Origin of the sequence: Sulfitobacter sp. CW3 (assembly GCF_019392245.1) — a bacterium.
GTDB lineage: Bacteria > Pseudomonadota > Alphaproteobacteria > Rhodobacterales > Rhodobacteraceae > Sulfitobacter.
The window spans coordinates 170,035-190,542 of sequence record NZ_JAHXRL010000005.1 but is presented as its reverse complement, the minus strand read 5'-3'; the positions used below and the strand labels follow the sequence as shown (position 1 = coordinate 190,542).

Here is a 20,508-nt window from a genome sequence, read left to right as displayed (position 1 = left end):
CATCGCGGCCCCCTTTTTTAATGTCTGAAAGACGGGCTGGCTTACAGCAGCGCCTTGGCTTTGTCGGCCACGTTCTGTGCCGTGATGCCGAATTTCTCGAACAGCTCTTCCGCCGGGGCAGAGGCACCGAAACGGTCCATGCCGACGAAATCGGCCTTGTTCCATTTGCCACGTTCGCCGGTCAGCCAGCGGTCCCAGCCTTGACGCACGGCAGCTTCGACACCAACGCGCACGGGGCCTGCGGGCAGAACCCGGCGGCGGTATGCTTCGTCTTGCTCGGCGAACAGCTCCATACAGGGCATGGAGACAACGCGCGTACCAATGCCTTGCTCTTGCAGGATATCGCGTGCTTTGAGGGCGATCTCGACCTCGGAACCGGTGGCGATCAGGATCACCTGACGTTTGCCTTCGGCATCGGCCAACACATAGGCACCCTGTTCGGTGAGGTTTTTGTTCTTATGCTCAAGACGCACGGTGGGCAGGCCCTGACGGGTCAGCGACAGCACCGATGGTGTGTCTTTGGATGTCAGCGCAATTTCCCATGCTTCGGCGGTTTCAATCGTGTCGGCGGGACGGAACACATAGGTGTTGGGTGTCGCGCGCGAAATCGCCAGATGTTCAACCGGCTGGTGGGTCGGGCCATCTTCGCCCAGACCGATGCTGTCATGGGTCATGACGAACACGGTTGGCACTTTCATCAACGCGGCCAGACGCATTGCGGGGCGTGCGTAATCGGTGAAACACATGAACGTACCGCCGTAAGGGCGCATGCCGCCGTGCAGCGCCATGCCGTTCATCGCGGATGCCATGCCGTGCTCGCGGATGCCCCAATAGACATAGCGCCCACCACGGTTGTCGATGTCAAACACGCCCAGATCGGCGGTTTTAGTGTTGTTCGAACCGGTCAAGTCAGCCGAGCCGCCCACGGTTTCCGAATACAGCGGGTTCAACACCTCAAGCGTCTTTTCGCTGCTGGCGCGGGTGGCCAGTTTCGGCGCAGATTCGGAAATCTGCTTTTTGAACGCCTTGACGGTGGCGGACAGCTTTTTGGGCGCATCGCCTGCCAATGCGCGGTTGAACTCCTCGCGCTTGGTGCGGGACATGGCGTCGAAACGTTCTTCCCATTCTTTACGGGTCTCTACGCCGCGTGCGCCGATGGCTTCCCATGCGGATTTCACATCGGCGGGCACTTCGAACGGGCCGGTTGTCCAGCCATAGGCGGCCTTGGCGGCAGCCATCTGATCGGCATCGGTCAATGCGCCGTGGCCTTTGGACGTATCTTGTGCGGCGTGACCCAAGGCGATGTGGGTTTTGCAGGCGATCATCGAAGGCAGATCGGATTTGCGTGCCTCTGTGAGGGCGGCGTCAATCTGATCGGGGTTGTGACCGTCGATTTCAACAACATGCCAACCGGCGGCCTTGAAACGGGCCACTTGATCAACGGTGTCGGACAGGGTGACGGGGCCATCGATGGTGATGTTGTTATTGTCCCACATCACGACCAGCTTGCTCAGCTTGTGACGTCCGGCCAGGGCGATGGCCTCTTGGCTGACGCCTTCCATGAGGCAGCCGTCGCCTGCGATCACATAGGTAAAGTGATCGACGATCTTCTTGCCATATTGGGCGCGCTGGATTTCTTCGGCCATGGCAAAGCCCACGGAATTCGCAATCCCCTGACCCAAGGGGCCGGTGGTTGTTTCAATCGCATCGGCCAGGAAGTTTTCAGGGTGGCCCGCAGTGCGTGCGCCCATCTGACGGAAGTTTTTCAGCTCTTCGAGGGGGAATTGCGCGTCGCCCACAAGATGCAGCAGCGAATAGATCAACATCGACCCGTGACCGGCGGACAGAATAAAGCGGTCACGGTCAGGCCAAAGTGGATTAGATGCATCAAATTTTAGGTGCTTTTCGAACAGCACAGTTGCAACATCTGCCATGCCCATGGGCATACCTGAGTGGCCGGAATTGGCGGCGGCGACGGCGTCCAACGTCAGGGCGCGAATGGCGGTCGCTTTGGACCAATGCTCAGGATTTGCTTTCGCAAGTGCGTTCAAGTCCACGGTGCTGCTTCCTTATCAGGGGGATTTACATTTGGCGGATCAATACCAGCCACCCCGCAAAGATCAAGGGTAACCACAAGCCAGCGGCCCATGTGCGAAAAGCTGGCGCCAAGATGTTGTTCTTAAAGGGGCAGTAATCCGCGTATGGTTTAGGTAGGATCGACGGCAACAGTGTTGACCACCGATTCGATGGTTGGCAAACTGGGCTAAGCAACTTGCGAGGGGCATTAGGGCATGAGCGACATAGAACAATTGCAGGGCCGTATTCTGGCCGCCATGGAGCGCGCGGCGCGCGGTCTGGAAAAACTGGCACCTGCCAAAGAAGACGTGCCTGATCTGTCACAAGACTTGGAAGACGAACGTCTGGCCAATGCGCAGTTGACCGAACGGATCAAAACTCTCAACGACCAGCTTGAGACTGCGGCGGCCGATGCACAGGCCAAACTGGGCGCGGCCGAAGCGAAGGTTGAAGAGCTGGAAACCAAGCTGGCCCAAGAGGGCGAGGCCCAAACCCGGGTGGCCCAGCTGGATGTTGAATTGCAGCAGGTTCGCGGTGCCAACGCGCGCCTCTCCGAGGCCTGCACCGCCTTGCGTACCGCAAATCAAGAAGGGGTGGGGGATCTGGATCTGATCAATCAGGCCATGCAAGCCGAATTGGATGCCTTGCGCGCCGCGCGCACAGCCCAAATCGCCGAGGCAGAGGCGATCTTGTCTACCCTTACGCCCCTCGTTGAAGCCGCGCAGGAGTACGCTTGATGCCCGAAGTTACAATTTCCATCGGCAGTCGCCAGTTCGAAGTCGCCTGCCAAGAAGGCGAAGAAAGCTATCTGCACGCCGCCGCCAAGATGCTGGATGACGAGGCACAGGTGCTGTCGGATCAAGTGGGCCGGATGCCAGAGGCGCGGATGCTGTTGATGGCGGGCCTGTTGCTGGCCGATAAAACCGCCAGCTTCGAAGATCAGCTTGGCGAGGTGCGGAAAGAATTGGCCGAACGCGAGGCCGAGCTGGAAAAACTGCGCAATACCGTGGTCGAACCCGAACGTATCGAAGTGCCGGTCGTGCCGCAAGCGGTCACTGACGGTCTGGCCGAAATGGCCGCCCGCGCCGAATCCCTGGCCCAAGAGGTCGAGGACAGGGTCGCAAGCTAGGCCGTATTAGGTTGCTGTGGTCTGGGCAGGGGGTTACCCCTGCGCCAGCACCACATACCCAACATAGCCCGCCAAAAGCACTAGCCCCGTGGGGCGTCCGATCACAGGGCGCGTCAGGAAAAGCGCGGTAATCGCCAGCGACAGCGCGATCATCACGGGCAAGTCGAACGTCATGAAACGGCCCGCCACCGGGATTGGCTGGATCACGGCTGTGATCCCCAAAATGCCCAATACGTTAAAGATGTTGGACCCGATCACGTTGCCGATAGCGATTTCGGATTGCCGCCGAAACGCAGCCACCACCGATGTGGCCAATTCAGGCAGGGACGTGCCAACCGCGACGATCGTCAAACCGATAAACGCCTCGGACAGGCCGGCGTCGCGGGCGATTGAAACCGCACCATCCACCAAAAAACGCGCCCCGAATAGCAACGCGACAAAACCTGCAACGACCCATAGGACCGATACGAGCGCTTTGGGTTTTTCTGCGCCAAGGGCATCGTCTTCGGTCATGTCACCGGGCCGCAAATAGGCCCAGACCAGATAGCCGATCAGCCCGGCCAGCAGCATCCCGCCCGCTGGCCTGCCGATTTGCCCCGTCATAAAAATCGGCACCAAAGCCACGGCGGCCAAGATCATCACGCCCGTGTCGCGCCGCAACGTGGCACCGGGCACTTGGATCGGCCAAACAAGCGCAGTAATGCCCATAATCAACGCGATGTTGGCGATGTTGGATCCGACGATATTGCCAACAGCAATGTCAGGCACGCCACGCCACGCCGCTTCGATCGATACCAATAATTCGGGCATGGAGGTGCCGAACCCCACGACCGTCAGTCCGATCAACAGGGGTGAAATGGCTAGCCGTTGCGCGATGCCGACGCTGCCGCGCACCAATGCCTCACCGCCCAGAAATAGGCACAAAAGCCCGACCGCAACATAGATGTAATCCAAGATGAATATCCTCTGGCAATCCGTCTGCCAGGATCACAGATGGGGATCAGCTGGGCGCATGTACAAGGGGGTACAGAGGGCTGGCGAAAATATTTTCAGCCGGCCGAAAATCGTTATGTTTCACAGTATCTGGGGGCGCATTAATGGCGCAAGGCCAGTGCGATCCGCCCAAATCATCAACGACGGGACCGGCACCAAACGCGCCGGCCCCATGACACATCAGCCGTTGGCTTCGCGGATTTTGTCGGCAGCGTCTTGGTCGAATTTCACGCCGTTTTCAGCAAGCAATGTATCCAATTCACCCGACAGCATCATTTCGGTGATGATATCACAGCCGCCGACGAATTCGCCTTTGACGTACAGTTGCGGGACGGTGGGCCAATCGGAAAAGTCCTTGATACCTTGGCGCATCGCTTCGTCAGCCAACACGTTTACGTCGGCAAATTCGACTTCCATATAGTTCAGCACACCGGCGACGCGAGACGAAAACCCGCATTGTGGCATGGATTTTGTGCCCTTCATGAACAGCACAACGTCGTTGGATGTGATGGTATCTTTGATTTGTGTAGCTGTATCGGTCATTTCGATTTGTCCTTTGGTATAAAGCGTTTGGCGTATTCTTGCGGGTCTTTGGGAATGCGGTACGTGGTTTGATGTCCGCCCCCGCCACCGCCAGAGTGATAGGTTGTTTCGATCTCGTGATAGCCCTTGCCGGGAAGCGACCCGCGTTCCGTGTCACGGGTATGGCGCAGGGCTTGCAGGCCGCGCAGCACTGCCACAATCAGCACCAGAACTGCCAGAATAACGACAAGTGTCAGGTCCATGGCGCGTGCTCCTTGGGGTTAGTCGGGGGCCTTGGTGGTCAGGGCCAGCGCATGCAAATCGCCGCTGGGTCCGTCCATTTTACCCTTGAGGGCCGCGTAGACGGCGCGCTGCTGCTGTACGCGGTTTTTCCCGCGAAAGCTTTCGTCGACGACCATTGCGGCCATGTGGACACCGTCATTGCCTTGGACCTCGATCTGGGCATTGGGAAAAGTTTCGCGCAAAAGGTCTTCGATATCGCTGGCTTGCATCGGCATGAGGCGGCTCCGTTCGGTTGTGTTAGCCAAGATGTAGTAGTGCGCGCGGCGGCGTGCAAGTTATCTCATTGAGCGATTGCCGATGACGCACTACATATACCGAACCGCACCGCGCCGCAAAACCGGAGACACCCCCGATGGACATCTTTGAAGACGCACCAGAACGCGCCTATGCATGGGCCCAAGCGGGCCGTGGCGCTGCATTGGCCACAGTGGTTGAAACCTGGGGGTCGGCCCCGCGCCGGGTGGGCGCGCAGTTGGCCATATCCGGCGACGGCGAAATGCAGGGGTCTGTGTCGGGCGGCTGCGTCGAAGGGGCCGTGGTGACCGAGGCGCTAGAGGCGATCGAGGACGGCACATCGCGCTTGTTGGAATACGGTGTCAGCGATGGCGACGCCTTTGCCGTGGGGCTGGCCTGTGGCGGTAAAATCCGCGTGCTGGTGGAACCGATTGGCAACGACGGGATGCCCTTTGATGTTCTGGCAGATCTGGTCAAGGCACGTGCCGCGCGGGTGCCGGTCGGCTATGAAGTGTCGCTGTCGGGTGGCAGCGCGCGTCTGGTGCACGACGGCTATGAAACCCGTTTCCGGATGGACCGGTCCGGCGTCGCGGAAGATGGTGAAACCTTTGTCGCGATCCACAACCCGCCACTGCGGCTGGTTATCGTGGGGGCGGTGCATATTGCGCAGGCGTTGGGACCGATGGCGCAGATCGCGGGGTTTGACGTGGTGGTGATCGACCCGCGCGAGGCATTCGGATCGCAAGCGCGGTTTCCTGACGCCCGTGTCATCAATGATTGGCCCGATGCGGCAATGGAGCAGGTCGGTGTCGATAGCCGCAGTGCTGTCGTATTGCTGACCCACGACCCGAAACTGGACGACCCGGCGTTGCACATCGCATTGCGGTCGCAGGCGTTTTACATCGGCGCGCTTGGATCGACGCGCACCCATGCGTCGCGGGTGGACCGGCTGAAGGCGGCGGGGTTCAGCGCGGACGACATTGCACGGATCGCGGGGCCGGTTGGCCTTGATATCGGGGCGGCAGGCCCGCCGGAAATTGCCGTGGCGATCCTTGCGCAAATGGTACAAAGCCTGAGAAAACCGTGAAATTCGGGGCCATCGCCACACAGGATGCGGTTGGCGCGCTTTTGGCGCATTCCGTCGCCTTGCCCAAGGGGCGGCTGCGCAAGGGCGTGCGGCTTGAGCAAAGCCATATCGCCGATCTGCTCGCCGCCGGGGTTGCGCAGGTCACTGTGGCGCAACTGGCCACCACGGACGTGGATGAAAACACCGCTGCGGCGCAATTGGCGCAGGCATTGCTGGCCGATCATCCGCATCTTGAGATGACAAATGCCTTTACCGGGCGGGTTAACCTGCTGGCCAAGGGGCCGGGGGTGGCCTTGCTGGATGTTGCCGCGTTGGAGGCCGTTAATTCGGTCCATCCGATGATCACGCTGGCCACCGTGCCGCCGTTTCAGCAGATGGCAAACGGCGGCATGGTCGCCACGATCAAGATCATATCATATGGCGTCGATCAGGATGATCTGGCGCGCGCCTGTGTCGCGGGACGTGGCGCGATCCGCCTTGCGCCGCCAGTATTGCACGATGCGACATTGATCATCACCGAGATCGCCAAAGGGGCAGGGGACAAGGGCCGCGAGGCCATCGCGAACCGTCTTGCCGCGCTGGATATCGCGCTGAATGAAGTGGTGATGGTGCCGCATCAGACGGCGGCCCTCTGCGACGCGATCAAAGCTGCGGACACGGGGTTGGTGTTGATCCTGACCGGATCGGCAACCTCGGATATCGATGATGTGGCCCCGTCCGCCTTGCGCGCCGCTGGCGGCACGGTCGAACGTTTTGGCATGCCGGTTGATCCGGGAAACCTGCTGTTTCTGGGCGCATTGGGATCGCAGCAGGTAATCGGGTTGCCCGGTTGCGCACGGTCTCCTGCGCAGAATGGGGCCGACTGGGTCTTGGCGCGGATCGCCTGCGGCATTGCCGTCACAGACCGTGATATCGCGGCTATGGGCGTTGGTGGATTGCTCAAGGAAATTGCGACTCGGCCCCAACCACGCCGGGGATAATGACAGCGATTTCCACGCAAATTCCCTCCAAATTCGCGGATTGAAAAATATTTTTGTTCTCAACTGGCGGGTGGCATGCTTAACTTGCCCTAACGAGATCAAGAATACCTAAGGGAGGATATCTATGACACAGGTCAAAATGACCGTGAACGGCAAGCCCGCGTCTGGCGAGGTTGAGGGCCGTACACTGTTGGCGTCGTTTCTGCGTGAAAACCTGAACCTGACGGGAACGCATATCGGTTGCGACACCAGCCAATGTGGTGCCTGCGTCGTGCATGTGGATGGCGAAGCCGTCAAAGCCTGCACCATGCTGGCCGTCGAAGCCGAGGGCGCAGATGTCAAAACCATCGAATCCGTAGCCAATGCAGATGGATCGCTGAGCGTGATCCAACAGGCATTTCAGGATCACCACGGCTTGCAATGCGGTTTTTGCACCCCCGGCATGGTAATGTCTGCCTCGGCGCTGCTGAAAGACAACCCCAAGCCAACCGAAGACGAAGTGCGCCATTATCTGGACGGCAATATCTGCCGTTGCACCGGTTACCACAACATCGTCAAAGCGATCATGGCCGCATCCGGCCAGGACGTCAGCGCGCTGGCGGCTGAGTAAAAGCGGCGCGTCTATCTTGTGCGGGAGGCACGGGGAAGGCGCAATAACCCGCAACAAACAAGGCGTATCCCTGCGGTTCTGGGTGGCGCCACACCAACAGAATAAACCTGCAAACGCGATGGTGCCCACCACATGCGGCACCCCATAGGGAGGATTAACTATGCCAAAGGATGGCGGAATTGGTGCCAGCAGCAAGCGGCGCGAGGATATCCGGTTTTTGACCGGAGAAGGTAACTATACCGACGATATTAACCTGCACGGTCAGGCCTATGTGTTCTTTCTGCGCTCGGACATCGCGCATGGCACGTTGAATTCAGTTGATACATCGGCGGCCGAAGCCATGCCCGGCGTGGTCAAGATTTTCACCGGTGCCGATTTCGAAGCCGTCGGATCGATCCCTTGCGGTTGGCAGGTCACGGACAAGCATGGCGAAGTCATGCAAGAACCGCGCCACCCCGTTCTGGCCCACGGCAAAGTGCGCCATGTGGGGGAACCGATCGCGGCCGTTGTGGCTGAATCGCTGTCAGAGGCCCGCGATGCTGCCGAAGCCATCGTGCTGGACATCACCGATCTGCCCGCCGTCATCGACATGAAGGAAGCCGTGAAAGCGGGCGCGCCCAAGGTGCATGACGATCTGACGTCGAACCTATGTTACGACTGGGGTTTCGTCGAAGAAAACAAAGGTGCTGTTGATCAGGCGTTCAAGGACGCCGCCCATGTCACCACGCTGGAACTGGTCAACAACCGTCTGGTTGCCAACCCGATGGAGCCGCGCGTGGCTGTTGGCGACTATGCCCGTGGCACCGGCGATCACACGCTTTATACTACCTCGCAAAACCCGCATGTCATCCGCCTGTTGATGGGCGCATTCGTTCTGGGCATCCCTGAACATAAACTGCGCGTTGTAGCCCCCGATGTAGGCGGCGGTTTTGGCACGAAAATCTTCCACTACCAAGAAGAGGCGTTCTGCACATTCGCTGCCAAGGCCTGTAACCGTCCGGTTAAATGGACATCCAGCCGGTCCGAGGCGTTCATGTCGGATGCCCATGGCCGCGACCACGTCACAAAAATTCAGATGGCGCTGGACAAGGACAACAACTTTACCGCTTTGCGTACAGATACTTACGCCAACATGGGTGCCTATCTGTCGACCTTCGCACCCAGCGTTCCCACATGGCTGCACGGCACGCTGATGGCGGGCAACTATAAAACGCCGCTGATCTATGTGAACGTAAAGGCCGTGTTTACCAACACCGTTCCCGTCGATGCCTATCGCGGCGCGGGCCGCCCCGAGGCGACATATCAGCTGGAACGTCTGGTCGATAAATGTGCGCATGAACTGGGCGTTGATCCGATTGCCCTGCGCCGTCAGAATTTTATTACCGAATTCCCCTATGCCACGCCAGTGGCAGTGGAATATGACACCGGCGATTACGTGGCGACCATGGACAAGCTGGAAGAGATTTCAGATATGGCCGGTTTCGCCGCCCGCCGCACCGCATCCGAGGCCAAAGGCAAGTTGCGCGGCTTCGGCGTAAACTGCTATATTGAGGCTTGCGGCATCGCGCCGTCGAATCTTGTGGGCCAGTTGGGTGCGCGTGCCGGTCTGTACGAATCCGCCACGGTGCGGGTGAATGCGACCGGGGGTCTGGTGGTGATGACCGGATCGCACAGCCACGGGCAGGGCCACGAGACGGCATTCCCGCAGGTGATCGCGGAAATGATCGGCATCCCCGAGGATATGATCGAGATCGTGCATGGTGATACGGCCAATACGCCAATGGGTATGGGGACTTACGGGTCTCGGTCCCTTGCCGTGGGCGGATCTGCCATGGTGCGCGCCACTGAAAAGATCATCGCCAAGGCGAAAAAGATCGCGTCACACCTGCTGGAAGCGTCCGAGGGCGATATCGAGTTGAAAGATGGTGCGTTCAGCGTGGCCGGCACGGATAAATCCGTGGCTTGGGGCGATGTGACCCTGGCCGCGTACGTGCCGCATAACTATCCGCTGGAAGACATTGAACCGGGTCTGGAAGAGACGGCGTTTTACGATCCGTCCAACTTTACCTATCCGTCGGGTGCCTATGCCTGCGAGGTCGAGCTGGACCCGGAAACAGGTCATGTCACCATCGAACGGTTTGCGGCTGCTGACGACTTTGGCAATATCGTGAACCCGATGATCGTGACAGGTCAGGTTCATGGCGGTCTGGCACAAGGGATCGGTCAGGCGTTGATGGAAAACTGTACCTATGACAGCGATGGCCAGTTGCTGAGTGCATCCTACATGGATTACGCAATGCCACGTGCCAGCGATCTGCCGTTCTATACGGTGGATCATTCCTGCCAGACACCCTGTACGCACAACCCCTTGGGCGTCAAAGGCTGCGGCGAGGCGGGTGCGATTGGATCGCCACCTGCTGTGGTGAACGCGGTATTGGACGCAATGCGGTCGGGCGGCAAGGACGTCGGGCATATCGACATGCCCGTGACGCCAGCGCGCGTTTGGGCGGCGATGAACGGATAAGATGAACGGATAAGAGGATAGGACGGGAGTGGGGGCCAGCCCCCACACCCCCGGAGTTTACTTGGCAAAATGAAGAGGGGAGTAAGGGCTATGGCCCGCTCTCTGATTGGAAGGACGGAAGATGTATAATTTTGATGTAGAGAAGCCGACCAGCATCGCGGATGCGGTTGCGGCCTTGGGGCGTGAAGAGGCGCAGCCGATCAGTGGCGGCCAGACTTTGATCCCGACGCTAAAGGCGCGTTTGGCGATGCCGTCGGTTTTGGTATCGCTTCGCGGTATCGCAGAGATGCAGGGCATTTCCACCGATGGTCAGGGCCGTCTTTGTATAGGGGGTGGCACGCTTCATGCGGTGGTCGCGAAAGAAGCGGCCGCGCAATATCCCGCGCTTGCCGGATTGGCGGCGCGGATCGGCGATCCGGCTGTGCGCAACCGTGGTACAATCGGCGGATCGGTCGCCAATAACGACCCGTCAGCCTGTTATCCGTCGGCGGTTCTGGCCAGCGGTGCGACGGTTGTGACCAATGCGCGTGAAATCGCGGCGGATGATTTCTTTGAGGGGATGTTCGCGACTGCGCTTGAAGAGGGTGAGATCGTTACGGAAGTGAAGTTCCCGATCCCTGAAAAAGCGCATTACGAGAAATTTATCCAGCCTGCGTCGCGGTTCCCATTGGTGGCTGTATTTGTCGCCAAGTTTGCCGATGGCGTGCGCGTTGCGGTTACTGGCGCGTCGGAAAATGGCGTTTTCCGCTGGACCGATGCGGAGGACGCGCTGTCGTCGAATTTTGACGCAGGCGCGATTGAGGGGCTGACGGTGGATGGTGGTGGAATGATCAGCGATCTGCATGGATCGGGCGATTACCGCGCGCATCTGGTGGGTGTGATGACCAAGCGGGCCGTTGCTGCGCTGACCTAAACCATCAGCATTTTCTATCTGGCAAAGCCGTCTTTGAGCGATCAAAGGCGGCTTTCCGCTGTCTGATGTAGGGGTGCTGGAACTTAATCTATCGGCATGTGTTTATCATTAAGCGCTGCCCGAACGGCGTTGGAGTATAATTTCATAAGGACATGAAATGTTTAGAATTCTGAAATCGACGACGTCGTTGACGATGTGTGTGGCGCTGGCATTACCCTCGGGCGGGTTTGCGCAATCTGCGACCGTCACCTGTGCCCCAGAAGGTGCCGAGGCGGTATTTCCCTGCGTTTTGGCGGATGGCACTGAGGTGCTGAACGCCGAGCAACTGGCAGAGCAGCTTCAGGGGACCGTTTCAGGCATGTTGGATGCGACTGGAGCTGTTGAGGCCCCGGCTGAAGTTGAAGCTGATGCAAGCGTTGAAGCAGAGGCCGCTGCAGAAGCCCAAGCTGCGGCTGACGCGTTGGAAGCGCAGGCGGCAGAGGATGCGGCTGCAGCGCAGGAAGAGGCGATTGCCGCGCAAATCGCGGCTGATGCGGAAGCGAAAGCTGTGGCGGATCAACAGGCAGCGGATCAGGCTGCGGCCCAATCGGCCGCGCGAGAAGCCGTTCCCGCAGCAGAACCGGCACCCGCTGCGCAGGCTGAGGTTGCCCCCGACGCACAAGCCGAGGTGACAGCAGAGCCACAAGCAGAAGTTGCGGCAGAGACACCAGCCCCAGTGACACCGGCCCCAGAGGCCCAAGCCGAAGCCGCACCGGCTGTGGCACCGCAAACCGAAGAGCAGATCGCAGCCGAGTTGGCCGCACAACAAGCGGCAGAGGAAGCGCGTCAGGAACAACGCGCGGCCGAAGCCTCTGCCGCCGCTGAGGCAGTGGCCGCTGCGGATAGTGGTGAAGCGGAAGCGCAGGTTGAGACCGAGGAAGTCACAGCCGCGCAAACCCGTAGCTCTGACCAAGAGTTTGAGACCCAAGTGACAGGGGACGCGTCTGCGACTGCCGCTACCCAAGCCGCCCCGCAAGAAGACGACGGCATGAGCAAATTCGAGAAAGCACTGCTGTTGGGCTTGGGGGCTGTTGCCGTGGGCGCGGTGTTGAAAAACGGGTCCAAGGTTGTCAGCAACTCGGGTGATCGGTTGGTTGTCGAAGACCAGTATGGCGATTTGCGCGTGTTGAAGGATGACGACGCGCTGGTTCGTCAGGCCGGTGACGAAGTGCGCCGCGAGACGTTTAATGACGGGTCTGCGCGCACCACTGTGACCAAGCCCGACGGCAGCCAGGTTGTGACGATACTGGGCCGTGATGGCACCGTATTGCGACGCATTAATATTGACGCGCAGGGCAACGAATATGTGCTGTTCGATGACACACGCGAGGAACGTCGCGTTGTGGTGAATGAACTGCCGCAGATCGAACAACGCAACACGCTGGCCAGCCAGCAAAACGAAGAAGCGTTGCGTATCGCCTTGGAAACCCAAATGCGCGGCGATCAGGCACAGCGGTATTCGCTGCGTCAGGTACGAGATATCCGTCAAGTACGTGCGCTGGCCCCGGAAATCGAACTGGATGCGGTGCGCTTTGCGACAGGGTCTTCGGCGATCCGGCCAGAGCAGGCGAAATCGCTGGCCAAGATTGGAACGGCCATCAGCAACGCCATTCGCAAGGATCCCCGGACGGTGATATTGGTCGAAGGCCACACTGATGCGGTTGGCGATGCGGGCTATAACCTTGCGCTGTCTGACCGCCGTGCGGAAACCGTTGCCCTTGCGTTGACCGAATATTTCGACGTGCCGCCAGCCAACCTGATTACCCAAGGCTATGGCGAAAGCGCGTTGAAAGTCCGCACCTTGGACGCAGAGCCATTGAACCGCCGCGCTGTGGTGCGCAACATCACCGGTTTGCTGCGTCAATAATTCGACAAATTTAAATGAAAAACGCCCCCGCGAGGATACCGCGGGGGCGTTTGCGTTTAAGCAATCTGCTTAAGAACCTATAAAACGGTTTATTTGTTCGGCATAGGGCCGATCAGCATGACCATCTGGCGGCCTTCCATCTTTGGAAAGTTCTCGACGCGGCCGACTTCTTTGGTGTCTTCTGCCACACGTTCCAGCAGCTCGCGGCCCAGATTCTGGTGCGCCATTTCACGACCGCGGAACCGCAGCGTGATCTTTACCTTGTCGCCATTGTCCAGAAACTTGAACACGTTACGCATTTTGACGTCATAGTCATTGGTATCGGTGTTCGGTCTGAACTTGACCTCTTTGATTTCGATGATCTTTTGCTTTTTGCGCGCTTCGGCTTCGCGCTTTTGGGTCTCGTATTTGAATTTGCCGAAATCCATGATCTTGCACACGGGCGGGTTGGCATTGGGAGAAATCTCGACCAAGTCCAGTCCAGCTTCTTCGGCCATTTCCATGGCGCGGCCGGGTGTCACGACCCCGACGTTTTCACCGTCGGCACCAATAAGGCGAATTTCGTTAGAGCGGATATTTTCGTTAATGCGCGGGCCTGTATCTCTTTGTGGCGGCGCGTTATGGGGTCTGCGAGCGATGATGAACGTCCTTTGATTGTTCCGAATTCTCGAAGTCAGAAGGTAAACGCGCCATCGCCCTTCTTCAAGACGCAAAATGGGCTATACTTGAGCAAAATGGGCAATTCGGGTTGCAACTACGTGGTCTAAGCCTCATTTGAGCCGATAAGCACGCGTTTCACGTGTGCAGCAACGAAGCTAGTTGGTCTAAAGGGACACATAAAACATGAAAAATCTAGTCTGGATCATTATTGCGGCGGTAATCGCAATTGGGGGATACATGCTGTATTCCGGTCGTTCGGTGCAAGAAATCGCGACCGAGGCAGCCGATGCCGTGAATGCACCCGAAGCACTGGAAAGCGCTACAGCCGCCGTTGGCGAAGCCGTGGATGCAACCGAAGGTGCAGTAGCTGACGCTGTTGACGCGACAGCGGAAGCCGCAGAAGCCGCCGCAGATGCCGTAACAGAGGCCGCATCCGATGCTGCCACTGCGGTTGCCGACACCGCAACCGCTGCAACAGAAGCCGCAGCAGAAGCAGCGTCCGACGCGGCCACAGCCGTATCCGAGACAGCATCCGAGGCGACAGACGCCGCCGCCGAGGCCGCAGAAAACGCAGCCGCCGCCGTGTCCGAGACAGCATCCGAAGCAGCTGATGCCGCATCTGATGCGGTAACCGCAGCTGAAACCGCTGCAACAGACGCAACTGCATCGGTCGAGGCCACAGCGGACACCGCAGCCGAGGCCACAGCAGACGCTGCTGCCGAAGCAACCGTTGAGACGCCCGCAGCAGATGCTAGCGTCGCCGCCGACGCGACAACTGTTGCAGGGTTTGACCTTGATGAGGCTCAAGCGCTTGTTGATCAGTCGTCGTTGCCAGAGCTGCAAAAGACCATGTTCAAACGTGGTTTGACTGCTGCCCAAGACAACCCAGAAGCATTGGAAGCGATCCTTGGTCGTATCCGCGCAGCACTGGACATGTGATCTGATCCGATCAGCCTGAAACAAGAAAACCGCGCCTTCGTAAGAGGGCGCGGTTTTTTCATGTCTGCAGGGTAGGGGCGTTTAGCCGACAAAGGCCTTTTCGACCACGTAGTGCTTGGGGTCCGAATTGGCCCCTTCTTCCAGACCAAACCCTTCAAGGACTTCTTTGATGTCTTTGTTAAAGCCAAGGCTGCCGCAGACCATGCCACGGTCTGTTTCTGCGTTGATCCCGTCAATGCCAAGATCTGCAAAGACGGTCCCGTCCTCCAGCAGGGTGGTGATGCGGCCCATCTTGGGGCTTTGTTCACGGGTGGTGGTTGGATAGTAAACGATCTTGGCCAGATTATCCTTGCCGATCAGTTCGTGCATCATCTCGTCGTTCTGGATTTCTTCGATCAGGCTGCGGCTGTAATCCAGCTCGGCCAGATCGCGCACGGTGTGCGTGACGATGACTTGATCAAAGTTCTCATAGGTTTCAGGCTCGCGCAGGAGCGACGCAAAGGGCGCGAAACCGGTGCCTGTGGCAAACAGCCACAAACGTTTGCCGGGCAACAGCGCGTCATGCACAAGCGTGCCAACAGGCTTGGGTCGCAGGATAATCTGGTCACCAGGCTGGATATGCTGCAATTTCGAGGTCAAAGGACCGTCTTGCACCTTGATCGAATAAAACTCCAACTCTTCGTCCCATGACGGCGAGGCGATGGAATAGGCGCGCAGCAACGGCTTTTGCTTGCCTGTTTTCGGGTCCGGATCGCCCATCAGGCCGATCATCACGAATTCACCCGACCTGAACCGCAGCGATGCGGGGCGTGACACGCGGAAGGAAAACAACCGATCCGTCCAGTGTTTTACGGAAGTGACGGTTTGAGCGTCGGGCAAGGTGGGTACGGGTTTGGCGTCAGTTTGGGGCACGATTGTCTGCTCGGTCATTATTTCATCGACAGGCAATTGGCCCGCCGTCCTTTGTATAGGGGCAAGTGGGGGGGAGGGAAAAGGCCGGTCTTAGCCACGCAGCCGCGTCTGATAGTCATGGCTTTGCCAGTTGGCGCGGGCCAGCCATTGATCCTGCGGCTGACGCGCGGCCAGATCATCATTGATCTCGACCTCGTCAAAGCCTGAACGTCTGGCCATGGCGTATTGATCGGCCAAAACATGGCCGTGGGCACGCAGACGTCCGGTATAGCCACGCAGACGCAGGTTGCGTGCGATTGTGAACCCGCGACCGTCGGCCGAGCTGGGGAAATCAATACGGATCATCTGCAAGGTCGACGTAAGCTGGATGTCATCCGGCTGCGCGTCTGACGGTACATCAAGCGAGGCCGCGTCATTCGCGCAGTCCATTGCCGTGAAACCGGCTGTCCAGTCGTCTGCAACAAAACCCTGATCGGTTACCAATTGTGTCATGTGTCTGCTCCTATCCGCACCATTTTACCGTCGACAAAATGGATGCCGCATTCTTCTTTTTCACTGTTGCGCCAACGCCCTGCGCGGGGGTCTTCGCCGGGTTTGACCTTTGATGTGCAGGGCGCGCAGCCGATGCTGGGATACCCCTGGGCCACCAGCGGATGCCGAGGCAGGCGGTTTTCATCAATATAATCAGACACGTCTGATGCCTGCCAATGGGCCAGCGGGTTCACCTTGATCCGCGCAGGCGCATTTGGCGGGGTTTCGACCTCGAAAAACGGGAGCGACGCGCGGGTGCCAGATTGGAACCGTTTGCGACCCGTGACCCAGCCGTCGAACCCTTCGAGGGCGGTCTGCAAGGGAAAGGTTTTGCGAAGCGCGCAGCAGGCATCAGTGTCGCGCAGGTGCAACGTGCCGTCGGGGTCTTTGTCCGCGATGTCTGCGGCACGTATGGTCTGGATGTTGCGCAGGCCCAAACGTTCGGCCAGCTCGTGCTGATAGACCAGCGTTTCGGCAAACAGCATTTCGGTGTCGATGAACACGACCGGCAGATCGCGTTTCACCATCGCCGCCAGATGCAGCAAGGCTACCGATTCCGCGCCAAAACTGGACACCAGCGCGAGGTTTGGCACATGTTCAATCGCCGCGCGCAGCACATCCGTGGCGCTGTGATGGCGCAGTTGATCGTTCAGCGCATCCACTTGCGCGGTCAGCTGTGCGACGCGATCCGGCCCTTCGGGGAGGATTTTTTGTCCATTTGGAATGAGAGCGTCACGCGGCATTGGCACGGGCTTCCGGATAAAGGGCGGCCTTGAAAGGGGCCAACCCAAGACGGCGGTAGGTTTGCAAGAACGTTTCAGTGGATTCGCTGCGCAGGTCGAGATAGCCGCGCACCAGACGTTCAATGGCGGGGATGATTTCATCCGCCGAGAAACCGGGGCCGGCGCGCTCGCCGATGGCCGCGTCTTGGGTGCCGTCACCGCCCAGAGTGATCTGGTAGTTTTCGACGCCTGCGCGATCAAGGCCAAGGATACCGATATGACCCACGTGGTGGTGACCACAGGCGTTAATACAGCCCGAGATTTTAATCTTGAGCGGGCCGACCTCGTGTTCCAGCTTGAGTTCATCAAAGCGGGTCGCGATTTCCTGCGCGATCGGGATCGAGCGGGCCGTGGCCAGCGCGCAGTAATCCATGCCGGGGCAGGCGATGATATCGGAGATCAGCCCGATGTTTGCCGTGGCAAGCCCCGCGCATTTCAGCGCGGCGTGCAGGGCCGGCAGGTCGGCGCGGTGCACATGGGGCAGGATCACGTTTTGCTCGTGGCTGATGCGGAGTTCATCATGGCCATATTGAGCCGCAAGGTCAGCCATCACATGCATCTGGTGAGCGGTTGCATCGCCGGGCGTCGCGCCATGGGCCTTGAGGCTGATGGATACAATCGCATAGCCCGGCGCGTGGTGGTCGGCCAGATTTGTATCGGCCCAGCTGCGGAAGACGGGATCGCTGTCATAGGCCGCGGTATAGGCGTCTAGTGGGGCGGTCTTGAATGTTGGTTGGGCAAAATCCGCTTCGATCCGGGCAAGCATCTGTTGGTCTACGCCGGTGAACTGCGGGCGGATCAGCGCATAGCGTGCGTCAACACGGGCGCGGATGTCTTCGATGCCGTTTTCGTGCACGGTGATCTTGATGCGTGCCTTGTATTTATTATCGCGGCGGCCCAGCAGGTTGTAAACCGACACGATAGCTTCGAGGGTGGGCAGCAGGTCTTCGCTTGCGACGAAATCATAGAGCACCTTGCCGATCATCGGGGTGCGGCCAAGGCCGCCGCCAACGATTACCTGAAAGCCAAGCACGCCGTCCTGTTCAACGATTTGCAACCCGATGTCATGGGCTTTGATCACGGCGCGGTCATGGGGGGCACCGGAAACGGCGACCTTGAATTTACGCGGCAGGAACTGGAATTCGGGGTGATCGGTTGACCATTGACGGATCAGTTCGGCCACGGGGCGCGGGTCGGCGACCTCGTCTGCGGCGGCACCGGCGAAATGGTCGGCCGTTACGTTGCGGATGGTGTTACCAGAGGTCTGGATCGCGTGCATGTTTACCTCGGCCAGTGCATCCAGCATGTCCGGCACATCGCGCAATTGCGGCCAGTTGTATTGGATGTTCTGGCGCGTGGTAAAGTGGCCATAGCCCTTATCCCACTTGTCTGCGATGTCGGCCAGCTTGTGCATTTGCGTGCCGTTCAGCGTGCCATAGGGGATGGCCACGCGCAGCATATAGGCGTGCAGTTGCAGATAAAGACCGTTCATCAGGCGCAGGGGCTTGAATTCATCCTCGGTCAGGGAGCCGTCGATGCGGCGTTCAACCTGCGCGCGGAATTGTGCGTTGCGTTCGGCCAGAAAGGCGTCGTCGAATTCGGTATAGCTATACATTACAGGGTCTCCTGTTTGCCATGGGCATAGTTTGACGGGCCATTGGCGCGAAACGCCTCGCGGAAATGGACGGGCTGTGGCACCGGATCGGGGTCAACATCGGCAAGATAGACGCCGACGACCAAATCAATTTGCTGGCTGGCATCGATCATGCGCAGATCGGCATCGGCCTCGTCGGTCAGCACCTCGGCTTGTGTCAGATCGCGGGTCCAGCCGGTGGCGGTTTGATAGATCACGTCGCCTTCAAGCAGGGCGTTTGCAGTGACAACTTTGGGGGTAAAGGGCTTGGCCATTATGCCATCTCCTCTTGCAGGATTTCTGTTGAGGCCAGTGCCGCCGCGCGCGGGGCAAGGCCGTAGAATGTCAACGCGGGGCCGTTCATCTCGGCGTCGGTTAGATCGGCGGGCAAACGGTCCAGCGTGGTTTCCAGAATGCGTTGTTCGGGCCGCGAGGCGTTTTCGATCACGGTCACAGGCGTGGCGCGATCCGCGCCGTGCATGATCAGGCGGCCTTGGATAAAACGGGCGGATTTCTTGCCCATATAGATAGCGGCAACTTCGCCCGGACGCGCCAAGGTAGCCCAGTCGTGATCGGCAAAGCCTTTCATGTCGTGGCCGGTCAGAAACCTGACGCTGGCGTTGCGCCCACGCTTGGTCAGGCTTTGCCCGATGGCGGCGACAGCGGCAGAGGCTGACGTGATGCCCGGCACGATGTGCCAGCCGATATTATGGGCATCAACCGCGTCGATTTCTTCGTCCAGACGGCCAAACACTGTCGCATCGCCGGATTTCAGGCGTACGACTTGGGCACCGCTTCGCGCGTGTTCGACCAGCAGATCGTTGATGGTTTCCTGGGCGGTCGAGGGGCCGAAGCCTTCCTTGCCGACATCGATCATCAGTGCCTCGCGGCGCGCAAGCTCAAGGATCTCGGGGCTGATCAGGCGGTCATAGATCACCACGTCGGCCTCGTCCAAGGCGCGGCGGGCTTTCAGTGTCAGAAGTTCGGGATCACCGGGGCCACCACCGACAAAGGCGATGTGACCGGCGCGCGCCGCACGGGTCAGGTGATCGGCCAGCAGGTTATCAAGCGCCTCGCCGACTGCCGCTTCGCCGTCAGCTACAGCACGGGGGCCAGCGTTGAAATAATAGTCGCGCCAGAAATCGCGGCGCGCCCGACCAAAGGGCAGAGCGTCTGCCACTTTGCGAAACCCTTTACCGATGCGCGCCAGCGTACCCAGTGTTGCGGGCAGGCGTTCCTCTAGGTCGGCCTTGATCGCGCGGGCCAGCACGGGGGCGGCCCCTTCGGTACCGATGGCGATGGTGACGGGATCACGGTCAACAATGGCGGGCGTGATAAAGGCGCTGTCGTGCAGGTTATCGACGATGTTGACCAACGCACCCTCAGCTCGTGCGATGGCGGCAGTGCGGGCGTCTTCCACGGCATCTTCGTCGGCGGCATAGAACAGTTTCGCGCATAGAACATCACCAAGCTGAAGCGCACGGGTATGCAGCGTCAGCCGGCCCGCATCGGCCCATTGGACCAGCTCGGGCGCGGGGGCAGTCGCGTAGACACTGATCTTGGCTTGGGATTTCATCAACAGGCGCAGCTTGGCCAGTGCCGCGTCACCGCCGCCGGACAACACAATACGTTGCCCTTTGGTGGAAAGGAAAATTGGGAAATGATCCATGATGCTGTCCTTGCGCTTGGCTTGTTGTATATATAGGAAATAATTCCGATATGGCGCTAGGTGTCTGGACATATAAGAACATACGTTCTAATTCACAGCTAAGGC

Annotated in this window: 21 protein-coding genes; 9 read left to right on the top strand and 12 right to left on the bottom strand. The window is 59.2% G+C overall.

What is annotated here, in order from left to right:
* Nucleotides 1-41: 41 nt before the first annotated feature.
* On the bottom strand, nt 42-2,057 hold the full coding sequence (gene tkt / locus KZZ06_RS13465; protein ID WP_219580637.1) for a transketolase: 2,016 nt from the start codon (nt 2,055-2,057) through the stop codon (nt 42-44).
* Nucleotides 2,058-2,291: 234 nt separating this feature from the next.
* Here tkt and KZZ06_RS13460 point away from each other — a divergent pair, with 234 nt between their 5' ends.
* A complete protein-coding gene (locus KZZ06_RS13460; RefSeq protein WP_219580636.1) occupies nt 2,292-2,813 on the top strand; it encodes a hypothetical protein in 522 nt (173 codons plus the stop codon).
* Nucleotides 2,813-3,205 (top strand): cell division protein ZapA, encoded by a 393-nt coding sequence (locus KZZ06_RS13455; RefSeq protein ID WP_219580635.1) that lies wholly within the window; start codon nt 2,813-2,815, stop codon nt 3,203-3,205. Before KZZ06_RS13460 ends, KZZ06_RS13455 begins: the two co-directional genes overlap by 1 nt.
* A 33-nt stretch (nt 3,206-3,238) precedes the next feature.
* Here the strand turns inward: KZZ06_RS13455 and KZZ06_RS13450 are convergent, their stop codons facing one another.
* From KZZ06_RS13450 to KZZ06_RS13435, 4 genes are all read right to left on the bottom strand, one after another.
* Nucleotides 3,239-4,159, bottom strand: a complete 921-nt coding sequence (locus KZZ06_RS13450) for a calcium/sodium antiporter (RefSeq protein ID WP_219580634.1) — start codon at nt 4,157-4,159, stop codon at nt 3,239-3,241.
* Nucleotides 4,160-4,378: 219 nt separating this feature from the next.
* Nucleotides 4,379-4,741 (bottom strand): Grx4 family monothiol glutaredoxin, encoded by a 363-nt coding sequence (gene grxD / locus KZZ06_RS13445; protein ID WP_219580633.1) that lies wholly within the window; start codon nt 4,739-4,741, stop codon nt 4,379-4,381.
* On the bottom strand, nt 4,738-4,983 hold the full coding sequence (locus KZZ06_RS13440) for a hypothetical protein (protein ID WP_219580632.1): 246 nt from the start codon (nt 4,981-4,983) through the stop codon (nt 4,738-4,740). The genes grxD and KZZ06_RS13440 overlap by 4 nt, the downstream gene beginning before the upstream one ends.
* Before the next feature lie 18 nt (nt 4,984-5,001).
* Nucleotides 5,002-5,238, bottom strand: coding sequence for a BolA/IbaG family iron-sulfur metabolism protein (locus tag KZZ06_RS13435; RefSeq protein WP_219580631.1), 237 nt, complete (start codon nt 5,236-5,238; stop codon nt 5,002-5,004).
* A 137-nt stretch (nt 5,239-5,375) separates the two neighbouring features.
* On the opposite strand from KZZ06_RS13435, the gene KZZ06_RS13430 reads away from it, so the two are divergent.
* The 6 genes from KZZ06_RS13430 (at nt 5,376) to KZZ06_RS13405 (ending at nt 13,277) form a co-directional block, all read left to right on the top strand.
* Nucleotides 5,376-6,344, top strand: a complete 969-nt coding sequence (locus KZZ06_RS13430) for an XdhC family protein (protein ID WP_219580630.1) — start codon at nt 5,376-5,378, stop codon at nt 6,342-6,344.
* On the top strand, nt 6,341-7,324 hold the full coding sequence (locus KZZ06_RS13425) for a molybdopterin-binding protein (RefSeq protein ID WP_219580629.1): 984 nt from the start codon (nt 6,341-6,343) through the stop codon (nt 7,322-7,324). Before KZZ06_RS13430 ends, KZZ06_RS13425 begins: the two co-directional genes overlap by 4 nt.
* 124 nt (nt 7,325-7,448) lie before the next feature.
* Nucleotides 7,449-7,934 carry a (2Fe-2S)-binding protein gene (locus KZZ06_RS13420; protein WP_219580628.1) on the top strand — a complete coding sequence of 162 codons (486 nt, stop codon included), beginning with the start codon at nt 7,449-7,451 and terminating at the stop codon, nt 7,932-7,934.
* Nucleotides 7,935-8,094: 160 nt separating this feature from the next.
* Nucleotides 8,095-10,458: a xanthine dehydrogenase family protein molybdopterin-binding subunit gene (locus KZZ06_RS13415; RefSeq protein WP_219580627.1), complete on the top strand. Its 2,364-nt coding sequence runs from the start codon at nt 8,095-8,097 to the stop codon at nt 10,456-10,458.
* 121 nt (nt 10,459-10,579) lie between these two features.
* Nucleotides 10,580-11,371, top strand: a complete 792-nt coding sequence (locus tag KZZ06_RS13410) for a xanthine dehydrogenase family protein subunit M (RefSeq protein ID WP_219580626.1) — start codon at nt 10,580-10,582, stop codon at nt 11,369-11,371.
* A gap of 157 nt (nt 11,372-11,528) precedes the next feature.
* The gene (locus KZZ06_RS13405) at nt 11,529-13,277 is read left to right on the top strand and encodes an OmpA family protein (RefSeq protein ID WP_219580625.1); all 1,749 of its coding nucleotides are present in this window, start codon (nt 11,529-11,531) and stop codon (nt 13,275-13,277) included.
* Nucleotides 13,278-13,366: 89 nt separating this feature from the next.
* On the opposite strand, the gene infC is transcribed toward KZZ06_RS13405, so the two are convergent.
* On the bottom strand, nt 13,367-13,915 hold the full coding sequence (gene infC / locus KZZ06_RS13400; protein WP_219580743.1) for a translation initiation factor IF-3: 549 nt from the start codon (nt 13,913-13,915) through the stop codon (nt 13,367-13,369).
* Between the two features lie 205 nt (nt 13,916-14,120).
* Here infC and KZZ06_RS13395 point away from each other — a divergent pair, with 205 nt between their 5' ends.
* Nucleotides 14,121-14,876: a hypothetical protein gene (locus tag KZZ06_RS13395; protein WP_219580624.1), complete on the top strand. Its 756-nt coding sequence runs from the start codon at nt 14,121-14,123 to the stop codon at nt 14,874-14,876.
* Nucleotides 14,877-14,957: 81 nt separating this feature from the next.
* On the opposite strand, the gene KZZ06_RS13390 is transcribed toward KZZ06_RS13395, so the two are convergent.
* The 6 genes from KZZ06_RS13390 to cysG form a co-directional block, all read right to left on the bottom strand.
* Nucleotides 14,958-15,806: a ferredoxin--NADP reductase gene (locus KZZ06_RS13390; RefSeq protein WP_219580623.1), complete on the bottom strand. Its 849-nt coding sequence runs from the start codon at nt 15,804-15,806 to the stop codon at nt 14,958-14,960.
* Between the two features lie 72 nt (nt 15,807-15,878).
* Nucleotides 15,879-16,280, bottom strand: coding sequence for a DUF934 domain-containing protein (locus KZZ06_RS13385; protein ID WP_219580622.1), 402 nt, complete (start codon nt 16,278-16,280; stop codon nt 15,879-15,881).
* Nucleotides 16,277-17,062: a phosphoadenylyl-sulfate reductase gene (locus KZZ06_RS13380; RefSeq protein ID WP_219580621.1), complete on the bottom strand. Its 786-nt coding sequence runs from the start codon at nt 17,060-17,062 to the stop codon at nt 16,277-16,279. The genes KZZ06_RS13385 and KZZ06_RS13380 overlap by 4 nt, the downstream gene beginning before the upstream one ends.
* On the bottom strand, nt 17,052-18,716 hold the full coding sequence (locus KZZ06_RS13375) for a nitrite/sulfite reductase (protein ID WP_219580620.1): 1,665 nt from the start codon (nt 18,714-18,716) through the stop codon (nt 17,052-17,054). Before KZZ06_RS13375 ends, KZZ06_RS13380 begins: the two co-directional genes overlap by 11 nt.
* Nucleotides 18,716-19,009 carry a DUF2849 domain-containing protein gene (locus KZZ06_RS13370; RefSeq protein WP_219580619.1) on the bottom strand — a complete coding sequence of 98 codons (294 nt, stop codon included), beginning with the start codon at nt 19,007-19,009 and terminating at the stop codon, nt 18,716-18,718. The genes KZZ06_RS13375 and KZZ06_RS13370 overlap by 1 nt, the downstream gene beginning before the upstream one ends.
* Nucleotides 19,009-20,403, bottom strand: a complete 1,395-nt coding sequence (gene cysG, locus KZZ06_RS13365) for a siroheme synthase CysG (protein WP_219580618.1) — start codon at nt 20,401-20,403, stop codon at nt 19,009-19,011. Before cysG ends, KZZ06_RS13370 begins: the two co-directional genes overlap by 1 nt.
* Nucleotides 20,404-20,508: the final 105 nt, after the last annotated feature.

Bases quoted from the DNA above. Each gene is read 5' to 3' on its own strand.
- KZZ06_RS13460 (WP_219580636.1), top strand. From the start codon at position 2,292: ATGAGCGACATAGAACAATTGCAGGGCCGTATTCTGGCCGCCATGGAG.
- KZZ06_RS13455 (WP_219580635.1), top strand. From the start codon at position 2,813: ATGCCCGAAGTTACAATTTCCATCGGCAGTCGCCAGTTCGAAGTCGCC.
- grxD (WP_219580633.1), bottom strand. From the start codon at position 4,741: ATGACCGATACAGCTACACAAATCAAAGATACCATCACATCCAACGAC.
- KZZ06_RS13440 (WP_219580632.1), bottom strand. From the start codon at position 4,983: ATGGACCTGACACTTGTCGTTATTCTGGCAGTTCTGGTGCTGATTGTG.
- KZZ06_RS13435 (WP_219580631.1), bottom strand. From the start codon at position 5,238: ATGCCGATGCAAGCCAGCGATATCGAAGACCTTTTGCGCGAAACTTTT.
- KZZ06_RS13430 (WP_219580630.1), top strand. From the start codon at position 5,376: ATGGACATCTTTGAAGACGCACCAGAACGCGCCTATGCATGGGCCCAA.
- KZZ06_RS13420 (WP_219580628.1), top strand. From the start codon at position 7,449: ATGACACAGGTCAAAATGACCGTGAACGGCAAGCCCGCGTCTGGCGAG.
- KZZ06_RS13415 (WP_219580627.1), top strand. From the start codon at position 8,095: ATGCCAAAGGATGGCGGAATTGGTGCCAGCAGCAAGCGGCGCGAGGAT.
- KZZ06_RS13410 (WP_219580626.1), top strand. From the start codon at position 10,580: ATGTATAATTTTGATGTAGAGAAGCCGACCAGCATCGCGGATGCGGTT.
- KZZ06_RS13405 (WP_219580625.1), top strand. From the start codon at position 11,529: ATGTTTAGAATTCTGAAATCGACGACGTCGTTGACGATGTGTGTGGCG.
- KZZ06_RS13395 (WP_219580624.1), top strand. From the start codon at position 14,121: ATGAAAAATCTAGTCTGGATCATTATTGCGGCGGTAATCGCAATTGGG.
- KZZ06_RS13390 (WP_219580623.1), bottom strand. From the start codon at position 15,806: ATGACCGAGCAGACAATCGTGCCCCAAACTGACGCCAAACCCGTACCC.
- KZZ06_RS13385 (WP_219580622.1), bottom strand. From the start codon at position 16,280: ATGACACAATTGGTAACCGATCAGGGTTTTGTTGCAGACGACTGGACA.
- KZZ06_RS13380 (WP_219580621.1), bottom strand. From the start codon at position 17,062: ATGCCGCGTGACGCTCTCATTCCAAATGGACAAAAAATCCTCCCCGAA.
- KZZ06_RS13375 (WP_219580620.1), bottom strand. From the start codon at position 18,716: ATGTATAGCTATACCGAATTCGACGACGCCTTTCTGGCCGAACGCAAC.
- KZZ06_RS13370 (WP_219580619.1), bottom strand. From the start codon at position 19,009: ATGGCCAAGCCCTTTACCCCCAAAGTTGTCACTGCAAACGCCCTGCTT.
- cysG (WP_219580618.1), bottom strand. From the start codon at position 20,403: ATGGATCATTTCCCAATTTTCCTTTCCACCAAAGGGCAACGTATTGTG.